A 20,501-nucleotide genomic window follows, 5' to 3' on the forward strand; every position below is an offset into this window, starting at 1 on the left:
GAAATTCAAGGAGCCCTGATGAACTTCCATACCCGCAAGTGGGTGAAACCCGAAGACCTCAACGCCAATGGCACCCTATTCGGCGGCAGCCTGCTCAAGTGGATCGACGAGGAGGCGGCGATCTACGCCATCGTGCAGCTGGAAAATCCCAAGGTGGTGACCAAGTACATCTCCGAGATCAACTTCATCAGCGCCTCGCGCCAAGGCGACATCATCGAACTGGGCATCACCGCCACCGAGTTCGGGCGTACCTCCATCACCCTCAGATGCGAGGTGCGCAACAAGATCACCCGCAAGAGCATCCTCACCATCGACAAGATCGTCTTCGTCAATCTCGACGAGGAAGGCAATCCGGTCCCTCACGGCAAGACCGAGATCACCTACGTCAAGGACAGGTTCAAGGAGTCGCCTTGAGGCCCGCGCGGGTCACGTCGAGCCGCCGTCGCTCGGCCCAGTAGAGCAGCAGCTCGCGCAACTGCGAGAGTTCGATCGGCTTGCCCATGTGGCCGTCCATGCCGGCCTCCTGGGCGCGGTCCTTGTGCTCGGCGAGGATATGAGCGGTAAGGGCCACCACCGGGGTGCGCGAACGATGATTCTGCTGTTCCCAGGCGCGTAACCGGCGGGTGGCACCGAAGCCGTCCAGCAGGGGCATCTCGCAATCCATCAGGATCAGGTCGTAGGTGTTCTGCTGGAGCTTTTCGAAGGCTTCCAGGCCGTTGCTCACGGTGTCGGGTTCGACGCCGAGCTTTTTCAGCATGCCGCGGATCACCTTGACCGAGATGCTGTTGTCCTCGGCCACCAGCACGCGGAAATCGCTGGGAATGCCGCTGGGCTGTTCCTCGGGCTCGGGTTCGCTGACCCGCTGGCCGCGGCGCGATAGCTCGTCGGCCAGGGTTGCCCTGAGGGTATAGCCGGCCACCGGCTTGGCCAGCACCCGCTTGATGCCGGCGTTGCGGGCGATGACCTTGCTCGGCGCATTGCTCAGGCCGGTGAGCATGATCAGCAAGAGGTCGTGGTTGAGATTCTCGTCTTCGTTGATGCGCGCGGCCAGCTGCATGCCGGTCATGCCCGGCATCTGCTGGTCGAGCAGCACCACGTCGAAGTATTCCCGCAGGTGCGACTGGGTGCGCAGCAGGGCCAGGGCTTCGCGTCCGGACGCGGCGGTGACCGCCTGCATGCCCCAGGCGCTGCACTGCTGCTGCAGGACCTTGCGGCAGAGTTCGTTGTCGTCGACCACCAGCACCCGCACGTCCTGCAGCGGATAGTCGCTGTCGCCGCGCGACAGCACCAGCGCCTGGGCCGGGATGGGCAGGCTGATCCAGAAGCTGGAACCGCCCTCGGCGTTGTTCTGGATGCCGAAGTCGCCCTGCATCAGCAGCACCAGCTGGCGGGCGATGATCAGGCCGAAATCCAGGCTGTCGGTGTCGCTGGCGAGGAAGTCGCGGCGGTCGAGGTGGGTGGACAGCAACTGGCGACTCAGGGCCGCGTCCAGCGGGGTGCCGCTGTCCTGCACCGAGATGCGCAGGCGCGGCGGCTGGCCGGTGGCCTCTTCCAGGGAGATCACCAGGAGGATCTCGCCTTCCTCGGTGCGCTGGAAGGCGTTTTCCAGAAGGTTCAGCAGGATCTGGCGCAGGCGGGTCGGATCGCCGATGAAGCGGCGAGGCACCTGGGGCTGGATGAAGCTGAGCAGCTCGACCCGGTGCTCCTCGGCGCGCGGCCGGAAGATGTCCAGGCAGTCGTCGAGCAGGGCATTGAGGTCGAAGGTGACCTCTTCCAGTTCGATCTGGCCACTCTCCAGGCGGGTGATGTCGATGATCTCGTTGATCAGGTTGAGCAGCTCGGCACCGGCGCTGTGGATGGTCTGCACATAGTCGCGCTGCTTGGCCGACAGGGCCGTGCCCTGCAGCAGCTCGGTCATGCCCAGCACGCCGTTCATGGGGGTGCGGATCTCGTGGCTGATGCGCGAGAGGAATTCGGCCTTGCCCTTGAGCTCCGCATGGTTGGCGGCTCTGTCGCGGGTGCGGGTGAAGTGCTCCTCGCGCAGATAGCGACGGCGCTCCTCCAGGGCCAGGGTGAGCAGGATGCCGCTGAGCATGCAGCTGGCGATCAGGCCACGCCCCATCCACACCGGCGGATTGGCATAGCCGGCCAGGATCGGCAGGGCGATCAGCCCGGCCAGGGTCAGCAGGACGCAGCTCCCCACCAGCAGTCGCGCATAGCGCGCCCCCTGGTGCCAGCGCTCCAGGGCGATGGTCAGACAGGCGAACAGCGCCAGGCCATTGACCACCATCAGCCAGTCGCCGACGTAGATATCCCCCGCGGCGAGGCGGCCTACCGCGGCCAGACCGACCAGGGCCAACAGGCCTCTGATCAGCTGGCGCGTCCAGGCCGGTAGCCGCCGCCAGCCAAAGAAGGCGCCGATCAGGTTCAAGCCAGCGGCGCTACAGGCGAGCACCGACAGATCGGTCAGCAACGGCGCCTGGCCCTTGAAGCTGCCCAGGAAGAACTTGCTCAGCCCAAAGATGTTCAGGGCCACGCAGACCAGCATCACCAGCAGAAAGGTCAGGGCGCTGGTGGCGCGACTGCGGTGGTAGAGCAGCTGGACGCCGTTGTACAGCGCCAGCATGGCCAGGCAGCCGAGCAGCACGCCGAACATAACCAAGCGGTGGGTCACCTCGACCTCGGCACTGCCGCTCAAGGTCAGGGCGATCCGCATCGGCTGGGGCGATTCGAATCTCAGGAAGAGGTCGAGCGGCTGGTCGCTCTGCGGAATCTGGAAGACGAAGTCGCGACTGAGCTGCTGCGGATTGAGCAACGGCCGCGCCAGGCCATCGCGGATCTCGCTGAGCAACTGCTCGTCACGATAGGCGAAGAAGTCCAGATAGCCGACATTGGGTGCGATGATGCGCAGCAGGCGCTGCTGGGTATCGGGCTGGATGCGAGTGTGCAGCCAGAGCGCCCCAGGACCGGCGGGGCGGTGGGTCTTGGCGGCAGTCAGCGGCTTGAAGGCGGAAAGGCGATCGCGGACGTCGTCGAGCGAGAATTCGCCGGTGACGTCCTCGTATTGCGCCCAGCCCGCATCCGGCGAATTCTCGGCCTGCACGGAATTGGCCACCAGCAGCAACAGCAGCCAGCTGACCACAAAGCCTATGGCGATCCAGAGCCGGTGCACGAGAGTTCCCTTCGCAAATGCGGACGTCGATTATAGATCAGCCCGTCACGTCTGTTGACGTAACAGTGTAACAGGCCGATCCCTTAGGCGAGCTTCACTGTCGCTCGCGGGCGATGGCGCGGTAGCCGATGTCGCTGCGGTAGAAGCAGCCCTTCCAGGAGATTTCCTGGGCCAGCGCATAGGCGTTCTGCTGGGCGGCGGAGACCGTTTCGCCCAGGGCCGTGGCGCACAGCACCCGACCGCCGGCCGTGACGACCTGACCATCGCGCAGGCTGGTGCCGGCGTGGAACACCTTGCCCGGCAGCGCCGCGGCGGCATCGAGACCGGCGATGGCATCACCCTTGGCGTAGTCGCCCGGGTAGCCACCGGCGGCCAGGACGATGCCCAGGCTCGGGCGCGGATCCCAGCAGGCTTCGATCTTGTCGAGCGCCTCGGCCAGGGCGGCTTCCACCAGCAGCACCAGGCTGGACTGCAGGCGCAGCATCACCGGCTGGGTCTCGGGATCGCCGAATCGGCAGTTGAATTCGATGACCTTGGGCGCACCACTCTGGTCGATCATCAGACCGGCATAGAGGAAGCCGGTGTAGACATTGCCTTCGCTGGCCATGCCGGCCACGGTGGGCTCGATGATCTCGCGCATGACCCGGTCGTGGACCTCGGGGGTCACCACCGGCGCCGGGGAATAGGCGCCCATGCCGCCGGTGTTGGGACCGCTGTCGCCGTCGCCGACGCGCTTGTGATCCTGGCTGGTGGCCATGGGCAGGACGTTCTTGCCATCGACCATGACGATGAAGCTGGCTTCTTCGCCGTCGAGGAATTCCTCGATCACCACCCGCGCCCCGGCATCGCCGAAGGCATTGCCGGAGAGCATGTCACGCACGGCGTCCTCGGCTTCGGCCAGGGTCATGGCGACGATCACGCCCTTGCCGGCGGCCAGGCCGTCGGCCTTGATCACGATGGGCGCACCCTGCTCGCGCAGATAGGCCAGGGCCGGCTCCACCTCGGTGAAGTTGGCGTAGGCGGCGGTGGGGATCTGGTGGCGCGCCAGGAAATCCTTGGTGAAGGCCTTGGAGCCTTCCAGCTGGGCCGCACCGGCGGTGGGGCCGAAGCAGGGCAGGCCGCGGCTGCGGAACAGGTCGACCACGCCGGCCACCAGCGGCGCCTCGGGGCCGACGATGGTCAGCTCGACGTTGGCGGCGGCGAAGTCGGCCAGTTGTTCCAGGGCCAGGACGTCGAGGGCGACGTTCTCGCACTTGGCTTCGGTGGCGGTGCCGGCGTTGCCCGGGGCCACATAGACCTTGGTGACCCGGGTGTCCTGGGCGACCTTCCAGGCCAGGGCGTGTTCGCGACCGCCGCTGCCGATGATGAGTACGTTCATGCAGTGTTCCTCTGGCGGCCGCCGGATGGCGTCCGCACTTTGAATTGGAGCGACGGCGAGGCGCGTGCGGCCTCGCCGTGACGGGCCCTTAGTGGCGGAAGTGACGCATGCCGGTAAAGACCATGGCGATGCCGGCTTCGTCGGCGGCGGCGATGACCTCGGCGTCGCGCATGGAACCGCCCGGCTGGATCACCGCGGTGATGCCGTTGGCCGCGGCGTTGTCGATGCCGTCACGGAAGGGGAAGAAGGCGTCCGAGGCCATGACCGCGCCGGCCACGGCCAGACCGGCGTGCTCGGCCTTGATGGCGGCGATGCGCGCCGAATTGACGCGACTCATCTGGCCGGCACCGATGCCCACGGTCTGTTGGCCCTTGGCGTAGACGATGGCGTTGGACTTGACGAACTTGGCCACCTTCCAGGCGAAGATCAGGTCCTGCAGTTCCTGCTCGCTGGGCGCGCGCTGGGTCACCACCTTGAGGTCGGCAGCGGTGATCATGGCGATGTCGCGGCTCTGCACCAGCAGACCGCCGTTGACGCGCTTGAGGTCCAGGCCGGGCTTGCGCTCGGCGGGCCACTCGCCGCACTCCAGCAGGCGGACGTTGGCCTTGGCCGCCACGACCTCGCGGGCCTCGGCGCTGACGCGCGGGGCGATGATCACCTCGACGAACTGGCGCTCGACGATGGCGCGGGCGGTCTCGGCGTCCAGTTCGCGGTTGAAGGCGATGATGCCGCCAAAGGCCGACTCGCTGTCGGTGGCATAGGCCAGTTCATAGGCCTGGCGGATATCGCCGGCCACGGCCACGCCGCAGGGGTTGGCGTGCTTGACGATGACGCAGGCCGGCTCCTCGTAGCTCTTGACGGTTTCCAGGGCGGCGTCGGTGTCGGCGACGTTGTTGAAGGACAGTTCCTTGCCCTGCAGCTGGGTGGCGGTGGCCACGCAGGCCTCGCTGGCGTGCTCGACATAGAAGGCCGCCTGCTGGTGCGGATTCTCGCCGTATCTCATGTCCTGCGCCTTGATGAACTGGGCGCTGAAGGTACGCGGGAAGGCGGCGCGGCCTTCGGTGGACAGGGTCTCGGCCTGCTGGTCGATGCTGCCCAGGTAGTTGGCGATCATGCCGTCGTAGGCGGCGGTGTGCTCGAAGGCCTTGAGCGCCAGGTCGAAGCGCTGGGCGTAGGTCAGGCCGCCGGCCTTGAGGTCGTCGAGGATGGCCGCGTAGTCGCTGGCATTGACCACGATGGCGACGTCCTTGTGGTTCTTGGCCGCGCTGCGGACCATGGTCGGACCGCCGATGTCGATGTTCTCGATGGCGTCGGCCAGGCTGCAACCGGGCTTGGCCACGGTGGCGGCGAAGGGGTAGAGATTGACCGCGACCAGGTCGATCGGGCGGATGCCGTGCTCGCTCATGACCTCGTGGTCGATGCCGCGACGGCCGAGGATGCCACCGTGGATCTTCGGATGCAGGGTCTTGACGCGGCCGTCCATCATTTCCGGGAAGCCGGTGTAGTCGGCGACTTCCACCGCGGGGATGCCTTCGTCGCGCAGCAGCTTGTAGGTCCCGCCGGTGGACAGGATTTCCACGCCGATGGCCGCGAGTTCACGGGCGAAGTCGACGACGCCCGTCTTGTCGGACACGCTGATCAGCGCACGGCGGACGGGGAGGCGAGAGGTCTGGTCGGTCATGGTCATGTCCATCAGGAGGAGAGAGACCGCCGGTCAAGCCCCCTGGGCCGCCGGCGATGAGGCGGATCAGAGCAGGTCGTACTGCTTGAGCTTCTTGCGCAGGGTGCCGCGATTGAGCCCGAGCATCTCCGATGCCTTGGTCTGGTTGCCCTTGACGTAATTCATCACGCTTTCGAGCAGGGGTGCTTCCACTTCGCAGAGCACCATGTTGTAGACGTCGGTCACCGGCTGCCCATCGAGGTGGGCGAAATAGTTGCGCAGCGCCTTTTCCACGCTGTCGCGCAGCGTCTGGCCCTCCTGCAGGGGAGCGGTCAGGTGCTGCTTGAGGTCGCCGTTGTCACTCACGGGCGCTGTTCCAGTCAAAGTCTCGGTCATCGAATTCATGCCACCTGCTTCCCGATCGGGGGCTGCGCGAAGAACGCGCGAATGCTGGCGTGCTGGGCTTGGGTGTCTTGCAGTCGGTTGAACTGGGCGCGCGATTCCGCGGCGCCCGGCCGGTCGGCCAGGTACCAGCCGACGTGCTTGCGGGCGATGCGCACGCCCATTTCCGGGCCATAGAAGGCGTGCAGGGCGTCGAGGTGCTCCAGCAGGATGGCCTCCACCTCGGCATCGCTCGGCGCCGCCAGGTGCTCGCCGGTCGCCAGGTAGTGGGCGATCTCCCGGAAGATCCAGGGGCGGCCCTGGGCGGCGCGGCCGATCAGCAGGCCGTCGCAGCCGGTGTGCTCGAGCACGCGCCGGGCCTTTTCCGGGCTGTCGATGTCGCCATTGGCGAACACCGGGATGCCGACCGCCTGCTTGATGGCGGCGATGGTGTCGTACTCGGCGGCGCCCAGGAACCTGTCGTCACGGGTGCGGCCATGCACGGCCAGCGCCTGGATGCCGGCGGCTTCGGCCAGCTGCGCGATGCGCAGGCCGTTGCGATTCTCCGGATTCCAGCCGGTGCGGATCTTCAGGGTCACCGGAACGTCCACCGCGGCCACCACGGCGGCGAGGATCTCGGCCACCAGGGCCTCGTCCTTCATCAGCGCGGAGCCGGCGGCCTTGTTGCAGACCTTTTTCGCCGGGCAGCCCATGTTGATATCGATGATCTGGGCACCCAGTTCGACATTGCGCTGGGCCGCTTCGGCCAGCATCGCCGGATCGCCGCCGGCGATCTGCACCGAGCGCGGTTCCTGCTCGCTGGCGTGGATCAGGCGCAGCCGCGACTTGCGGCTGTCATAGAGCCGCACGTCACTGGTCACCATTTCCGACACGGCCATGCCGGCGCCGAGTGCCAGGCACAGGCGCCGGAAGGGCAGGTCGGTGACCCCGGCCATGGGCGCGAGAATCAGCGGATTGGGCAAGGTATAAGGGCCGATGCGTACCATCGACATATCTTTTTCCCTGGCGAATAGGCGCCTGTTCCGCCTGCGCCGGAAACCGGCCGCGGACAGGGGCTGCTGTGCTTGAAAAGGGTTGGGAATGATACCCGCTCGCCGCCTCCGGATAAAGCGCGAGTTGGCTAGTTTATGAGCAATTCGCCCTGGCACTACTCCGGCGAGAAGAAGCTCAGGCTGTAGTTCACCGCGCGCGGACCGGGGTCGAGAATGTCCAGGGCGATGTGGATCGGCGTCTGCGGCGGCATCTCGTCCTGGCCCTTGAGCTCGCCGTTCAGGTACTCGCCGGGCTTGAAACGGCGGCTGGCGAGCAACTGGCCGTTGAGGTCGGCGAAGCGCAATTCCAGCAGCGGAAAGGGCTGCGAGAAGGGCGCCCGGTTGTAGAGGATGGCATCGACGCGCAGGGCTCCGGAAAATTGCGGATGGCTGCGCACCACCAGGTTGCTGCTACGGATCTGCTGGACATCGACCTTGGACGGCACCTTGCAGCCCAGGCTGGCGCAGGCCTGGACGAACAGCGGGCGATAGCTGTCCTGCCGCGCCAGTTCGTCGAAGTGGTAATAGACGTACTGGCCGGCCAGGCCGAGCAGCGCCAGCAGGCAGAGCAGGATCCATAGCAGGCGGCGACCCCAGTGCGGGCGCCGTGGCTGGCTGTCCAGCTGCAGCGGATCGTCGTGCAGGTCCAGCAGGGGATCGTCCTGCCATTCCGGTTCGCTGCGCAGGGCGGTCGTGGCCTTGGCTGGCAGCGGCTCGTCGTCGTCGCCGTCGCGTGCGGCGCTGAGGGGTTCGGCAACGGGCTCCTGCCAGTCGTCGAGCCGGCCCAGGCCGGGTTCGGCGCGTTCGTCGTCGTCGGCTTCGACCCGCCCGAGTGCCGGCTCCTGGCGTTCACGCGGGGGCGCGGTGGTGAGGGGCGCGGGCGGCGTGGCCGGGGCGGGCTTGAGCGGGGTGCGGGTGGCCGCGAGCGGTGCCACCGGTGCGGCCGTCGGCACGGGGGCGATGGCCGGCTCCGGCCGGGCCTCCACGGCGGGCTCGGGCTCCGGTTCCGGCTCGGCGGCGGGAAGCGGCAAGGGGGCGGGCTGCGGTTCGAACTCGACCTCGGGTTCGGCCTGCAGGCGCAGGGGTTCCGGCTCGGGTTCGCGCTCGGCGGAGGCGGCGCCGAGCGACGGCAGTTCGAAGGGGTCTTCGTCGTCCTGGGGGCGATGGGCCGCCAGGCCCTGGACCGGTGCCGGTTCTTCCCGCGGTGCGGCCACGGCAGGCGGCGTTGCCTGCGCGGGCGGGGCTGCCGGCGCGGCCGGCGCGCGGCGCTGTTCTTCCAGCGCGCCCAGGCGGGCGACCTCGGCGTCCAGCTCCAGGTGGCTCAGGTCCAGTTCGTCATGGGGCCAGGCCGCTTCGCTGGGCGTCGGCGCCGGTTCGGCCACGGGCGCGGGTGGCGCGGGCATGGGCTGCGGCGCCGTCAGGGGTGCGGCCTGGTTGCTGGCGTTGAACACTTCCAGGCAGACGCCACAGCGTACGTCGCCGTCCGCGGCAGCCAGGTGTTCCTGGGTGACGCGGAAGCGGGTATGGCAATGCGGACACTGGGCGACGAGGGATTCGGTCATGGCGAGGCGACAGCCAGGGAGTGAAGCGCGCTAGTGTACCCGAAGGCCCTGGCGAAAGAAGGGCCTCCACCGGGCCGCCGGGTGAGCGGACCGGTGGCGGTGCGCAGGTCAGCGACGACGGGTGCCGCTGATGCGCACCCAGCCGTCCAGGGTGGCGGTGGGTTCCAGGTCGAAGCAGCCGGCATAGGCGGCGCGCACGTCCTCGGCCTGCTCGGCGAGGATGCCGGAAAGGGCCAGGCGCCCGCCGATGCGGGTCAGGCGGGTGATCTGCTCGGCCAGGCCGACCAGCGGACCGGCGAGGATGTTGGCCACCACCACGTCGGCCGGCTCGCCTGGCAGATCGGCGGGCAGGTACAGCGGAAAACGTGCCGGGTCGATGCCGTTGCGGTTGGCATTCTCCCGCGAGGCTTCCAGGGCCTGGACGTCGATGTCGGTGCCCACGGCGCGCGCGGCGCCCAGCAGCAGGGCAGCGATGGCGAGGATGCCCGAGCCGCAGCCGAAATCCAGCACCTGCAGGCCCTGGACCGGTTCGCCGTCCAGCCACTGCAGGCACAGCGAGGTGGTGGGGTGGGTGCCGGTGCCAAAGGCCAGGCCCGGATCCAGCAGCAGATTGACCGCCTCGGGTTCCGGGGCCTCGTGCCAGCTGGGCACGATCCACAGTCGCTGGCCGAAACGCATGGGCTGGAAGTTGTCCATCCAGCTACGCTCCCATTCCTGGTCTTCCAGGCGCTCCACCTCGTAGACGAGGCCGTTGGCCAGGAGTTGCACGCGCTGCTCCAGGGCGGCGGCGTCGGTATCGCCTTCGAACAGCGCCAGCAGGTGGGTCTGGGACCACAGCGGGGTGGTGCCGAGATCCGGCTCGAAGATCGGCTGGTCCTCGGCGTCCATGAAGGTCACCGAGACGGCGCCCAGTTCGAGCATGAGGTCTTCGTAGGTTTCCGCCTGGGCGGGGGTGAGGGCGAGGCGGACTTGCAGCCAGGACATGGTGGGCTACCTGAATCGGGTCAAAGCGGGGAGGGTAAATGAAAACGGGCTGCCCGAGGGCAGCCCGTTCGCTGAATCAACGCTCGTCATGCACTCAGTGGCGCAGGCCGAGCTTCTTCTCCAGGTAGTGGATGTTCACGCCGCCCTGGCCGAAGGCCTGGTCGCGGGTCAGCATCCGGTGCAGATCGGCATTGGTCTTGATGCCGTCGACGATCAGCTCGTCCAGGGCGTTGCGCATCCGGGCCATGGCCTCTTCGCGGGTCTTGCCCCAGGTGATCAGCTTGGCGATCAGCGAATCGTAGTTCGGCGGAACCTTGTAGCCGCTGTACAGGTGCGAATCCACCCGCACGCCGTTACCGCCCGGTGCATGGTAGTGCTTGACCAGGCCCGGGGAAGGCATGAAGGTCTTGGGATCTTCGGCGTTGATCCGGCACTCGATGGCGTGACCGGTGATCTTGATGTCTTCCTGCTTGATCGACAGCGGGTTGCCCGCGGCGATGCTGAGCATCTCCTTGACGATGTCGACGCCGGTGATCATCTCGGTCACCGGATGCTCCACCTGCACGCGGGTGTTCATCTCGATGAAGTAGAAGCGACCGTCTTCGTAGAGGAACTCGAAGGTGCCGGCGCCACGGTAGCCGATGTCGATGCAGGCCTTGACGCAGCGTGCCAGGACTTCTTCGCGGGCCTTCTCGTCGATCTGGGGCGCAGGCGCCTCCTCGATGACCTTCTGGTGACGGCGCTGCAGCGAGCAGTCGCGGTCATAGAGGTGCACGGCGTTGCCCTGGCCATCGGAGAGCACCTGGACTTCCACGTGACGCGGATTGCCGAGGAATTTCTCCATGTAGACCATGGAGTTGCCAAAGGCGGCGCCGGCTTCGGTCTGGGTCAGCTTGATCGATTTGATCAGCTCGGCCTCGTCCTCGACCACGCGCATGCCGCGACCACCACCGCCACCGGCGGCCTTGATGATCACCGGATAGCCGACTTCGCGGCCGATGCGCAGGCACTCGGCCTCGTCATCCGGCAGGGCGCCGTCGGAGCCCGGCACGGTGGGGACACCGGCCTGCTTCATGGCGTTCTTGGCGGACACCTTGTCGCCCATCAGGCGAATCACGTCGGCGGTGGGGCCGACGAAGGCGAATCCGGACTGCTCCACCTGCTCGGCGAAGTCGGCGTTCTCGGCGAGAAAGCCGTAGCCGGGGTGGATGGCGGTGGCGCCGGTGACTTCCGCGGCACTGATGATGGCCGGGATGTTCAGGTAGGACTGGGGCGAGGGGGCCGGGCCGATGCACACCGATTCGTCGGCGAGGGACAGATGCATCAGTTCGCGGTCGGCGGTGGAATGAACCGCCACCGTCTTGATGCCCAGCTCCTTGCAGGCACGCACCACGCGCAGGGCGATTTCCCCGCGGTTGGCGATCAGGACTTTTTCCAGCATCGTGGGCTCCACGGGCTTAGACAATGGTGAACAGCGGCTGGTCGAATTCGACGGGCTGACCGTTCTCGACCAGCACCTGGCCGATGGTGCCGCTGGCTTCGGCTTCGATGTGGTTCATCATCTTCATGGCTTCGACGATGCACAGGATGTCGCCTTTCTTCACCTGCTGGCCGACTTCGACGAAGGCCGGGGTGGTGGGCGAGGAGGCGCGGTAGAAGGTGCCGACCATGGGCGAACGAGCCACGTTACCGGTCAGTTGCGGCGCGGCGGCTTCGCTGGCGGGTGCAGCGGCAGCGGCCGGCGCGGCAGCCGGGGCCGGGGCGGCGACCGGAGCGGGGGCAGCGGCGTAGACGGTCTGCATGCCCTGGCCGCGGCCGGTGTTGCGGCTGATGCGGACGGATTCTTCGCCTTCGCGGATTTCCAGCTCGTCGATACCGGACTCTTCCAGCAGCTCGATCAGTTTCTTGACTTTACGGATGTCCATTGGCGTTGGCTCTCCCCTCGGGTTCTGGTGATGTTCTGGATATTGAGTCGCGCTCAGCCGCGGGCGGCGAGCTGTTCGCAGGCGGCTTCCAGGGCCAGGCGATAGCCACTGGCACCGAGCCCGCAGATGACACCGACCGCCACGTCGGAAAAATAGGAGTGGTGGCGGAAGGCCTCGCGCTTGTGCACGTTCGACAGGTGCACTTCGATGAATGGGATGCTCACCGCGAGCAAGGCGTCACGTAGGGCGACGCTGGTATGGGTGAAGGCGGCCGGATTGATGAGGATGAAATCCACCCCTTCGTCACGCGCGGCATGGATGCGTTCGATCAGCAGGTGCTCGGCGTTGCTTTGCAGGTATTGCAGGCGATGCCCCGCCGCAGTGGCGCGGGCTTCGAGATCAGCGTTGATCTGGGCCAGGGTGGTGGCCCCGTAGACGCCCGGCTCGCGGGTGCCCAGGAGATTCAGGTTGGGCCCGTGCAGTACCAGCAGATGCGCCATAGCCACTTGCCTCGCGATTTCGCAACCAGATTGGCCGCGGACTATGCCGCAACCGGAGGTGACTGTCCAGTCGCTAGACGTTTGCCGGAAATGCCCGCACGTTGGGCGAAATTCTTTTAATCGCTGGCGATAAGCCTTTTTGCTTCACCGAGTCGGGCGAGAAAACCCGCGGCGTCGATTTCGCCGACGATGCGCGCCTGGGCCCGCTCCTGGCCATTGCCGGCATAGAACAGGATCGCTGGCGGACCGAACAGTCCCTGCCGTTCCAGCCAGTGCCGCTGTTCCCGGGTGCTTTGCGTCATATCGAAGCGGATCAGCGTGAAGTCGCGCAAGTGCGCCTGGACCTCGGGATTGCCGAACACCTCGCGCTCGATCAGCTTGCAGCTGATGCACCAGTCGGCATAGACGTCCACCAGTACCGGTCGCCCCTGGCCGAGACGGCTGGCCAGGGCCGCCGGATCGCTGAGGCTGTGCATGACGTCCGCGCGGCCGGCCACGGCGGGCGCCGCGGCGTCGCCCAGCGGTCGCAGGGGATCGCTGGCCCCGCGCAGGGCGCCGATGCCGGCGGCCGCGCCATAGACCACCAGGGTCAGGCCGGCCAGTTGCAGCAGCCGCTGACGGGGTGGCTTGGGTACGAATTCCAGAGCGCCGAGAAACAGCCCGACGCCGGCCGCCAGCAGGCCCCAGGCGGCCAGCGCCAGCGGCCCCGGCAGCAGCCGTTCGAGCAGCCACAGGGCTACCGCCAGCAGCAGGACGCCGAAGGCATTGCGCATGCCCACCAGCCAGGCGCCGCTGCGTGGCAGCAGGGCGCCGCCTCCGGCGGCGATGAGGATCAGCGGGGTACCCATGCCCAGGCCCAGGGCGAACAGCGCCAGTCCGCCACCGAGCCAGTCGGCGGTGCTGCTGATATAGAGCAGCAGGCCCGCCAGGGGCGCCGAGACGCAGGGCGAGACGATCAGGCTGGAGAGCACGCCGAGGGTGGCCGCGCCGCCCAGGGAACCGCCGCGGGTGCCGCTGGCCAGCTGTTCCAGGCGCTCGCGCAGGACCGCCGGCAGGCGCAGTTCGAAGAGACCGAACATGGCCAGGGCGAACAGCGCGAACAGCGCGGCGAAGGGAATCAGCACCCAGGCCGACTGCAATTGCGCCTGCAGATTGAGACTGGCGCCAAAGACGCCCATGAGTGCGCCCAGGGCGGCGAAGCTCAGGGCCATGGGCACCACATAGGCCAGCGCCAGCAGCAGGCCACGTCCGGGGCGCGCCTTGCCGGCCAGGACCACCGCCGAGACGATGGGCAGCATCGGCAGGACGCAGGGCGTGAAGGTCAGCCCGAGTCCGGCGAGAAAGGCCAGCAGGATCCTGTGCCAGTCGAGCTGAGCGGGGACGGGCGCGGTGGCCGCCGGGGTCGCAAGCGCAGGGCCGGCGATGTCCAGGGTGCGGGTTTCCGGCGGATAGCAGAGGCCGCGACCGGCGCAGCCCTGGTAGGTCACCCTGACCTGGCCGCCGCGGTCGGGTGCCAGGGGCAGGGGGATGTCGACGCCGGCGTGATAGACCTGGACGTCGCCGAACCATTCATCGTGCTTGGGCTCGCCGGGCGGCAGGGCCACCGGCGCGGTGAGCAGACCGGGGGCGGCGTCGAAGGCGAAGCGTTGCCGATAGAGGTAGTAGCCCTCGGCGATGGTGAAGCGCAGCTGGGGTCGGCCCTCGGCGTCGCGGCGCTGCTCCAGGCGAAAGGCCTGATCCACCGGCAGGAATTGCTGACTGGGGCGCTGACCGTCCAGGCCCAGCGCGGCGCTCGGGCGCGGCGCATCGAACAGGCCGGCGGTGGCGGGCAGGGTCAGCAGCAGGGTGAGCAGGAACAGCAGGACACGCATGGGCTTCTCGGCGATCGGCAGCGGCCGATCATAGCAGAGGCATCTGGCTGGTCAGTCCTGGCCGTACTGGCGCACGCAATTGCGCCCGGCATGCTTGGCGGCATAGAGGGCTTCGTCCGCCTGTTTGGCCAGCGCGGGCATCTCCTGGCCGGGCTGCAGCTGCGCCACGCCGGCGCTGAAGGTGCAGCTGAGTTCCTTAGGCGGCGCCGGATAGTGGATCTCGGCGAAGCGCTGGCGGATCTCGTCGATCAGGCGGGTGGCGGTGGCCAGGTCGGTGTCGGGCAGCACGATGGCGAATTCCTCACCGCCATAACGGCCGATGTGGTCGGACTTGCGCAGGCGCTGCTTGAGGAACAGCGCCAGGCTCTTGATCACCCGATCGCCCATGGGATGGCCGTAGTGGTCGTTGACCTGCTTGAAGTGGTCGATGTCCAGCATGGCGAAGGTGATCGGCCGCTGGCTGCGCCGGGCGCGGAAGCAGGCGTCTTCCAGCAGCTGCAGGGTGTGGGTGTGGTTGTACAGGCCGGTGAGGCTGTCCTGGACGATGCGCGCCTGCAGGCTGCGCGCCCGGGCCGCGCGGGTACGCACCGTGGCGATCAGGTGGCGCGGCTTGATCGGCTTGGTGAGGAAGTCGTCGCCGCCCTCGCTCATGGCGTCCAGCTGCTTGTCGAGGTCGTCCTCGGCCGACAGGTAGATGATGGGCACGCTGACATAGCGCTCGTGCTGGCGGATGACCTTGGCCAGCTCGGTGCCGGTGCACTCGGGCATGTACATGTCGAGGATGATCAGATCGGGCACGAATTCGGCCAGGTGCGCCATCACCGCGCCGGGTTGCATCAGGGTGCGGGTGACGATGCCGGCGCTGTTGAGCGCCATTTCCGTGGCCATGGCCTGGGCGCGGGAGTCGTCCACCACCAGGGCACGGATCGGATCGTAGTAGACGGTGCGGGTGAGGGTCTCGATCTTTTCCAGCAGCCGCGCCGAATCCAGGGTGCCGGTGTAGAACTCCTGGCCGCCGGCGCGCACCGCGGCCAGGCGAAAGGGGGTGTCGGCTTCCTGGTGGCTGTAGAACAGCACCGGCAGCTTGCGCTCCAGACCGGTCTGGGCCTCCAGCGCCAGCTGGATGCCGGCACCCGCGCCGCCGAAGTCCACGTCCATGACGATGACCGCCGGGTGCCGGCTGTCCATCATCGCGCGGAAGTCGTCGGCGCCGTGGATGATCTGGATGGTGACGCCGAAGTATTCCATCTGCTGCGCCAGGCGCTCGGCGCGCTCGGTGTCGAGCAGGGCGATGTAGATCGGCTTGCGCAGCGGCGGCAGGCTGGTGGTTTCCAGCTGGTCACCCTGGCGCAGTCCGGTGCGCGACAGGCTCTGCATGGCCAGGCTGAGTTCGGTGATGGCCTGGCTGTTGAGGCGACCGCGATTGGCGGCGACCTGGGCCAGGGAGGCGCCGATGGCCTCGGCGAGCTCGGCATGGCCCTGCTGCTCGAAGCGCCTGGCGTATTGCAGCAGGCGTGCGTTGGCGTCGGTCAGCTCGACCAGGCTGCCGGCCGTCCACTCGTCTCGTTGCAGCCGTTGCCAGATCTCCAGCACCTGGCGCGACTGGTGGATGACCCGTTGCGCGAAGTGCAGCTTGAGGCGGTCCCGGCTCGGATCATCTGGTTCGCTCACGAATTGTTCCGTCATTCTTGAGGTGGTGGCCCTATGCTACCAATTGCTGGCGGGCAGGGGAGAGGCGGTACCCTGGTTAGCGGCGGCTATGCCGCTCGCATGGACACTGTCGGTCGCTTCTGGAGTAGCGTCCGTCGCCTGTTACCCTAGTCTCGGAAGCGGCTGCCCGGGTGCCTGGCGCCCGCGTCGGCCGCCAAGGCTGCGCAACCGGCGCCGCGGGCAGGGGTCCAAGCGCCAACACCTTTGAAAACATTGCAAGGAATTGCCCATGCGGGAGTGGAACTTGAGGTCGGGATGGCTCCGGCTGGTGGCAGTGCTGGTCGCGCTCTACCTGCTGGTCACCCTGGCGATAGGCTGGTACTGGAGTCGCGAACCGGATTTCTTCCCGGTGCAGCAGCATGCCCAGGAGGCGGCCGCTGCCAGCGGGCGCAAGCTGGTGCTTGGCTACACCACGGTCGAGACCCTCAAGCAGGTGGCCGGTACCCTACTGGACAAGCCGGGTGGCTATCTCTCCAACGACATCTTCCCGCCGGGCCTCTGGCTCGACGACATGCCGTCCTGGGAATACGGCGTGCTGGTGCAGACCCGCGACCTGGCGCGCGCCCTGCGCAAGGACTTCGCCCGTTCCCAGTCGCAGTCCACCGAGGACGTCGACCTGGCCCAGGCCGAGCCGCGCTTCAATTTCGACAACCACAGCTGGGCCATGCCCTCGTCGGAATCGGAATACCGCGCCGGCATCGCCTCCCTGGACCGCTACCTGGCGCGCCTGGGTGGCCAGAATGCCCAGGGCCAGCCCACCGCCTACTTCTATTCGCGTTCGGACAACCTGCGCAACTGGCTGGGTGACGTCGAGACCCGCCTGGGTTCGCTGTCCCAGCGGCTGTCCGCCAGCGTCGGTCGGGTTCGCCTGGACGCCGAGGTGCGGCCGAACCAGGACATCCCCGCCGGCCAGGTGCCGGAGGTGCATGAGCAGCGCGTCGAGACGCCCTGGCTGCAGATCGACAATGTCTTTTACGAGGCCCGCGGTCAGGCCTGGGCGCTGTCGCACATCCTGCGCGCCATCGAGGTCGACTTCGCCGACACCCTGGCCAAGAAGAACGCCACGGTGAACGTGCGCGAGATCATCCGCGAACTGGAAGCGGCGCAGCAGCCGGTCTGGAGTCCGATGATCCTCAACGGCAGCGGCTTCGGCATTCTGGCCAACCACTCGCTGGTGATCGCCAACTACATCTCCCGCGCCAACGCCGCCATCATCGACCTGCGCCAGTTGCTGGAACAGGGCTGATGACGCCGGACGCTCGCGAAGCGGCGCATCGCGCCGCCTCCGACCGGGAAGGGGTGGTCTGGGTAGATCGCGACGACCGCATCCAGGGTGAATTGCCGCGGGCGGAACTGCGTGCCCGCGGCCTGATCGGTCGCTGCACCTTCATCCTCCTGTTCAATGACGCCGGCGAACTCTGCGTGCACCGGCGCACCCTGAGCAAGGCGCTCTACCCAGGCTACTGGGACGTCGCCGCCGGCGGCATGGTGGCACCGGGCGAGAGCTATGCGGTGTCCGCCGCTCGCGAGCTGGCCGAGGAACTGGGCGTCAGCGGCGTGCCCCTGCGCGCCCATGGCACCTTCTATTTCGAGGAGCCGGGCAATCGCCTCTGGGGCGGCGTGTTCAGCGCGCGCTGGAACGGTCCGTTGCGGCTGCAACCGGAAGAGGTGCTGGAGGCGCGCTTCCTGGCCCCGGCGGCCATCCTCGATGACGCGCGTCAGCGACCCTATTGCCCGGATTCGCTGGAAGCCCTGCAGCTGGCGCTCAGCCGCGCGGATGTCGCATCCCTGCCTTAATTTCTCGCATTCGCGCCTTAGCATCCGCGGACGATGCTGCTACATTGCGCGGCCCCGGACCAGCGCGGCCCGTGCCGGCCGGCGCTGCGTCCAAGGCTTCCTCCAGGCGCCCGGCGCCTGAACCCGACTGGGAGGACCGTCCCTTGAGCAAGAAAACCTCGTCGCTGTCGGATCTCAGCCGGCTGGTGTACTCCACCGACGTCGGCCGCATTCGCCCGGAAGAACCCCAGGCCGCGGCTCCGGCGGGCGACGGCATCGCCCGGGTGCGCCGCGAGACCAAGGGTCGTGGCGGCAAGACGGTGACCACGGTCAGCGGCGTGCCCTTGGGCGAGGAAGCGCTCAAGGACCTGGCCAGCGCGCTCAAGCGCCGCTGCGGCACCGGCGGGGCGCTCAAGGATGGCGTCATCGAGATCCAGGGCGACCATGTCGACCTGTTGCTCGGCGAACTCGAAAAACGCGGCTTCAAGACCAAGAGATCGGGCGGCTAGGCCAGGCCTTCCAGCCCCCGCGTACAACTTACCGCCCCTGGCGGCGGTCCATCCAAAGCAAGATTCCCTACAGGAGATTCCCGCGAATGTCCCCACGACGCACGCGCAAAGATGACGGCAGCCAGTGGACCGTGGCGGACAGCCGCAGCGTCTATGGTATTCGCCACTGGGGTGCCGGCTACTTCGCCATCAGCGACGCCGGCAACGTCGAAGTCCGCCCCCACGGCCCGGACGGCCAGCCGATCGACCTCCATGTGCTGGTCGGCCAGCTGCGCGAAGCGGGGCTGTCGCTGCCGCTGCTGGTGCGTTTCCCCGACATCCTCCAGGGCCAGGTGCGCCACCTGACCGGTGCCTTCGATCGCAACATCGAGCGCCTCGACTATCAGGGCCGCTACACCGCCCTCTATCCGATCAAGGTCAACCAGCAGGAAGCGGTGGTGGAAAACATCATCGCCACCCGTGACGTCTCCATCGGCCTGGAAGCCGGCTCCAAGCCGGAGCTGATGGCGGTGCTGGCGCTGGCGCCCAAGGGCGGCACCATCGTCTGCAACGGCTACAAGGACCGCGAATTCATCCGCCTGGCGCTGATGGGCCAGAAGCTGGGCCACAGCGTCTTCATCGTCATCGAGAAGGAATCCGAGGTCCCGCTGGTGATCGAGGAGGCGGCCGAGCTCAAGGTCACGCCCCAGGTCGGCCTGCGCGTGCGACTGTCGTCCCTGGCGTCGAGCAAATGGGCCGACACCGGTGGCGAGAAGTCCAAGTTCGGTCTCTCCGCCGCCCAGCTGCTGTCGGTGATCGAGCGCTTCCGCGCCGCCGGCCTGGAGCAGGGCGTGCGCCTGCTGCACTTCCACATGGGCTCGCAGATCGCCAACCTGGCCGACTACCGCCAGGGCTTCCGTGAGGCCATCCGCTACTACGCCGAACTGCGCGCCCTGGGCCTGCCGCTGGACCACATCGACGTCGGTGGCGGTCTGGGCGTGGACTACGACGGCACCCATTCGCGCAACGCCAGCTCGATCAACTACGACATGGACGACTACGCCGGTACCGTGGTCGGCATGCTCAAGGAATTCTGCGACCAGCAGGAATTGCCGCATCCGAACATCTTCTCGGAAAGCGGCCGCGCCATGACCGCCCACCACGCCATGCTGGTGATGCAGGTCACCGACGTCGAACGCCACAACGACAGCGTGCCGGCCAGCGAGCGCTTCGAAGGCAAGGCCGAGGTGGTGCAGTGGCTGGCCGAGCTGCTCGGCGACACCGATCCGGAGATGGTCACCGAGACCTACTGGCGCGCCACCCAGTACGTCAGCGAAGCCGCCGCCCAGTACGCCGCCGGCACCCTGAGCCTGAGCGACAAGGCGCTGGCCGAGCAGTGCTACTTCGCCATCTGCCGCCGCCTCTACAACCAGCTCAAGGCCCGCCAGCGCTCCCACCGCCAGGTGCTCGACGAACTCAACGACAAGCTGGCCGACAAGTACATCTGCAACTTCTCGGTGTTCCAGAGCCTGCCCGACACCTGGGCCATCGACCAGATCCTGCCCATCGTACCCCTGACCCGCCTGGACGAGGAGCCGGTGCGCCGCGCCGTGCTGCAGGACCTGACCTGCGACTCCGACGGCAAGATCAAGCAGTACGTCGACGAGCAGAGCATCGAGACCAGCCTGCCGGTGCACGAGGTGCGCGAGGGCGAGGACTATCTGCTGGCGGTGTTCCTGGTGGGCGCCTACCAGGAGATCCTCGGCGACATGCACAACCTGTTCGGCGACACCGATTCGGTCAACGTCTACCAGGACGCCGACGGCAGCGTGCGCCACGGTGGCATCGAGACCCACGACACCATCGAGGACATGCTCAGGTACGTGCACCTCTCGCCCGAGGAGCTGATGACCTACTACCGCGACAAGGTCGCCAGTGCGCGCCTCACCGCGCGCGAGCGCACCCAGTTCCTCGACGCCATGCGCCTTGGCCTGACCCGTTCCTCCTATCTCGCCGGCTGACGAAGCGAACCCTGGCGGCCG

Annotated in this window: 17 protein-coding genes; 5 read left to right on the plus strand and 12 right to left on the minus strand. The window is 67.5% G+C overall.

Features of this window, described 5'->3' with window-relative positions:
* The first annotated feature begins 18 nt into the window (after window positions 1–18).
* Window positions 19–414 carry an acyl-CoA thioesterase gene (locus tag EC839_RS10295; RefSeq protein ID WP_007161577.1) on the plus strand — a complete coding sequence of 132 codons (396 nt, stop codon included), beginning with the start codon at window positions 19–21 and terminating at the stop codon, window positions 412–414.
* On the opposite strand, the gene EC839_RS10300 is transcribed toward EC839_RS10295, so the two are convergent.
* The 12 genes from EC839_RS10300 to EC839_RS10355 form a co-directional block, all read right to left on the minus strand.
* Window positions 398–3,172: a hybrid sensor histidine kinase/response regulator gene (locus tag EC839_RS10300; RefSeq protein WP_132832535.1), complete on the minus strand. Its 2,775-nt coding sequence runs from the start codon at window positions 3,170–3,172 to the stop codon at window positions 398–400. The two genes, EC839_RS10295 and EC839_RS10300, sit on opposite strands and share 17 nt — an antisense overlap.
* 94 nt (window positions 3,173–3,266) lie before the next feature.
* Window positions 3,267–4,550, minus strand: a complete 1,284-nt coding sequence (gene purD, locus EC839_RS10305) for a phosphoribosylamine--glycine ligase (RefSeq protein WP_007161579.1) — start codon at window positions 4,548–4,550, stop codon at window positions 3,267–3,269.
* Window positions 4,551–4,638: 88 nt separating this feature from the next.
* Window positions 4,639–6,231 (minus strand): bifunctional phosphoribosylaminoimidazolecarboxamide formyltransferase/IMP cyclohydrolase, encoded by a 1,593-nt coding sequence (gene purH / locus EC839_RS10310; RefSeq protein WP_007161580.1) that lies wholly within the window; start codon window positions 6,229–6,231, stop codon window positions 4,639–4,641.
* Window positions 6,232–6,297: 66 nt separating this feature from the next.
* A complete protein-coding gene (gene fis / locus EC839_RS10315) occupies window positions 6,298–6,615 on the minus strand; it encodes a DNA-binding transcriptional regulator Fis (protein WP_026083845.1) in 318 nt (105 codons plus the stop codon).
* Entirely contained in the window at window positions 6,612–7,604 is a 993-nt protein-coding gene (gene dusB / locus EC839_RS10320) for a tRNA dihydrouridine synthase DusB (protein ID WP_027602886.1), read from the minus strand. The genes fis and dusB overlap by 4 nt, the downstream gene beginning before the upstream one ends.
* Before the next feature lie 155 nt (window positions 7,605–7,759).
* Window positions 7,760–9,205 carry a DUF3426 domain-containing protein gene (locus EC839_RS10325; protein ID WP_007161583.1) on the minus strand — a complete coding sequence of 482 codons (1,446 nt, stop codon included), beginning with the start codon at window positions 9,203–9,205 and terminating at the stop codon, window positions 7,760–7,762.
* Window positions 9,206–9,313: 108 nt separating this feature from the next.
* The gene (gene prmA / locus EC839_RS10330; protein ID WP_007161584.1) at window positions 9,314–10,189 is read right to left on the minus strand and encodes a 50S ribosomal protein L11 methyltransferase; all 876 of its coding nucleotides are present in this window, start codon (window positions 10,187–10,189) and stop codon (window positions 9,314–9,316) included.
* Between the two features lie 94 nt (window positions 10,190–10,283).
* Window positions 10,284–11,630: an acetyl-CoA carboxylase biotin carboxylase subunit gene (accC, locus tag EC839_RS10335; RefSeq protein ID WP_007161585.1), complete on the minus strand. Its 1,347-nt coding sequence runs from the start codon at window positions 11,628–11,630 to the stop codon at window positions 10,284–10,286.
* A 16-nt stretch (window positions 11,631–11,646) separates the two neighbouring features.
* Window positions 11,647–12,114 (minus strand): acetyl-CoA carboxylase biotin carboxyl carrier protein, encoded by a 468-nt coding sequence (gene accB / locus EC839_RS10340; RefSeq protein WP_007161586.1) that lies wholly within the window; start codon window positions 12,112–12,114, stop codon window positions 11,647–11,649.
* 53 nt (window positions 12,115–12,167) lie between these two features.
* Entirely contained in the window at window positions 12,168–12,614 is a 447-nt protein-coding gene (gene aroQ, locus EC839_RS10345) for a type II 3-dehydroquinate dehydratase (RefSeq protein ID WP_007161587.1), read from the minus strand.
* 116 nt (window positions 12,615–12,730) lie between these two features.
* Entirely contained in the window at window positions 12,731–14,485 is a 1,755-nt protein-coding gene (gene dsbD / locus EC839_RS10350) for a protein-disulfide reductase DsbD (RefSeq protein WP_007161588.1), read from the minus strand.
* Between the two features lie 51 nt (window positions 14,486–14,536).
* Window positions 14,537–16,156 carry a PleD family two-component system response regulator gene (locus EC839_RS10355; protein WP_007161589.1) on the minus strand — a complete coding sequence of 540 codons (1,620 nt, stop codon included), beginning with the start codon at window positions 16,154–16,156 and terminating at the stop codon, window positions 14,537–14,539.
* Window positions 16,157–16,424: 268 nt separating this feature from the next.
* Between EC839_RS10355 and EC839_RS10360 the strand changes: the two genes are divergently transcribed.
* The 4 genes from EC839_RS10360 to speA all read left to right on the plus strand — a co-directional run bounded on the left by EC839_RS10360 (window position 16,425) and on the right by speA (window position 20,480).
* Complete coding sequence (locus tag EC839_RS10360) at window positions 16,425–17,441, plus strand: DUF2333 family protein (RefSeq protein WP_007161590.1); 1,017 nt, start codon at window positions 16,425–16,427, stop codon at window positions 17,439–17,441.
* Complete coding sequence (locus EC839_RS10365; protein WP_007161591.1) at window positions 17,441–17,992, plus strand: NUDIX hydrolase; 552 nt, start codon at window positions 17,441–17,443, stop codon at window positions 17,990–17,992. Before EC839_RS10360 ends, EC839_RS10365 begins: the two co-directional genes overlap by 1 nt.
* Window positions 17,993–18,135: 143 nt before the next feature.
* The gene (locus EC839_RS10370) at window positions 18,136–18,480 is read left to right on the plus strand and encodes a translation initiation factor Sui1 (RefSeq protein ID WP_007161592.1); all 345 of its coding nucleotides are present in this window, start codon (window positions 18,136–18,138) and stop codon (window positions 18,478–18,480) included.
* Window positions 18,481–18,566: 86 nt separating this feature from the next.
* On the plus strand, window positions 18,567–20,480 hold the full coding sequence (speA, locus tag EC839_RS10375; protein ID WP_007161593.1) for an arginine decarboxylase: 1,914 nt from the start codon (window positions 18,567–18,569) through the stop codon (window positions 20,478–20,480).
* Window positions 20,481–20,501 lie beyond the last annotated feature (21 nt).

This window comes from Pseudomonas sp. JUb52 (genome assembly GCF_004341115.1).
GTDB lineage: Bacteria > Pseudomonadota > Gammaproteobacteria > Pseudomonadales > Pseudomonadaceae > Chryseomonas > Chryseomonas oryzihabitans.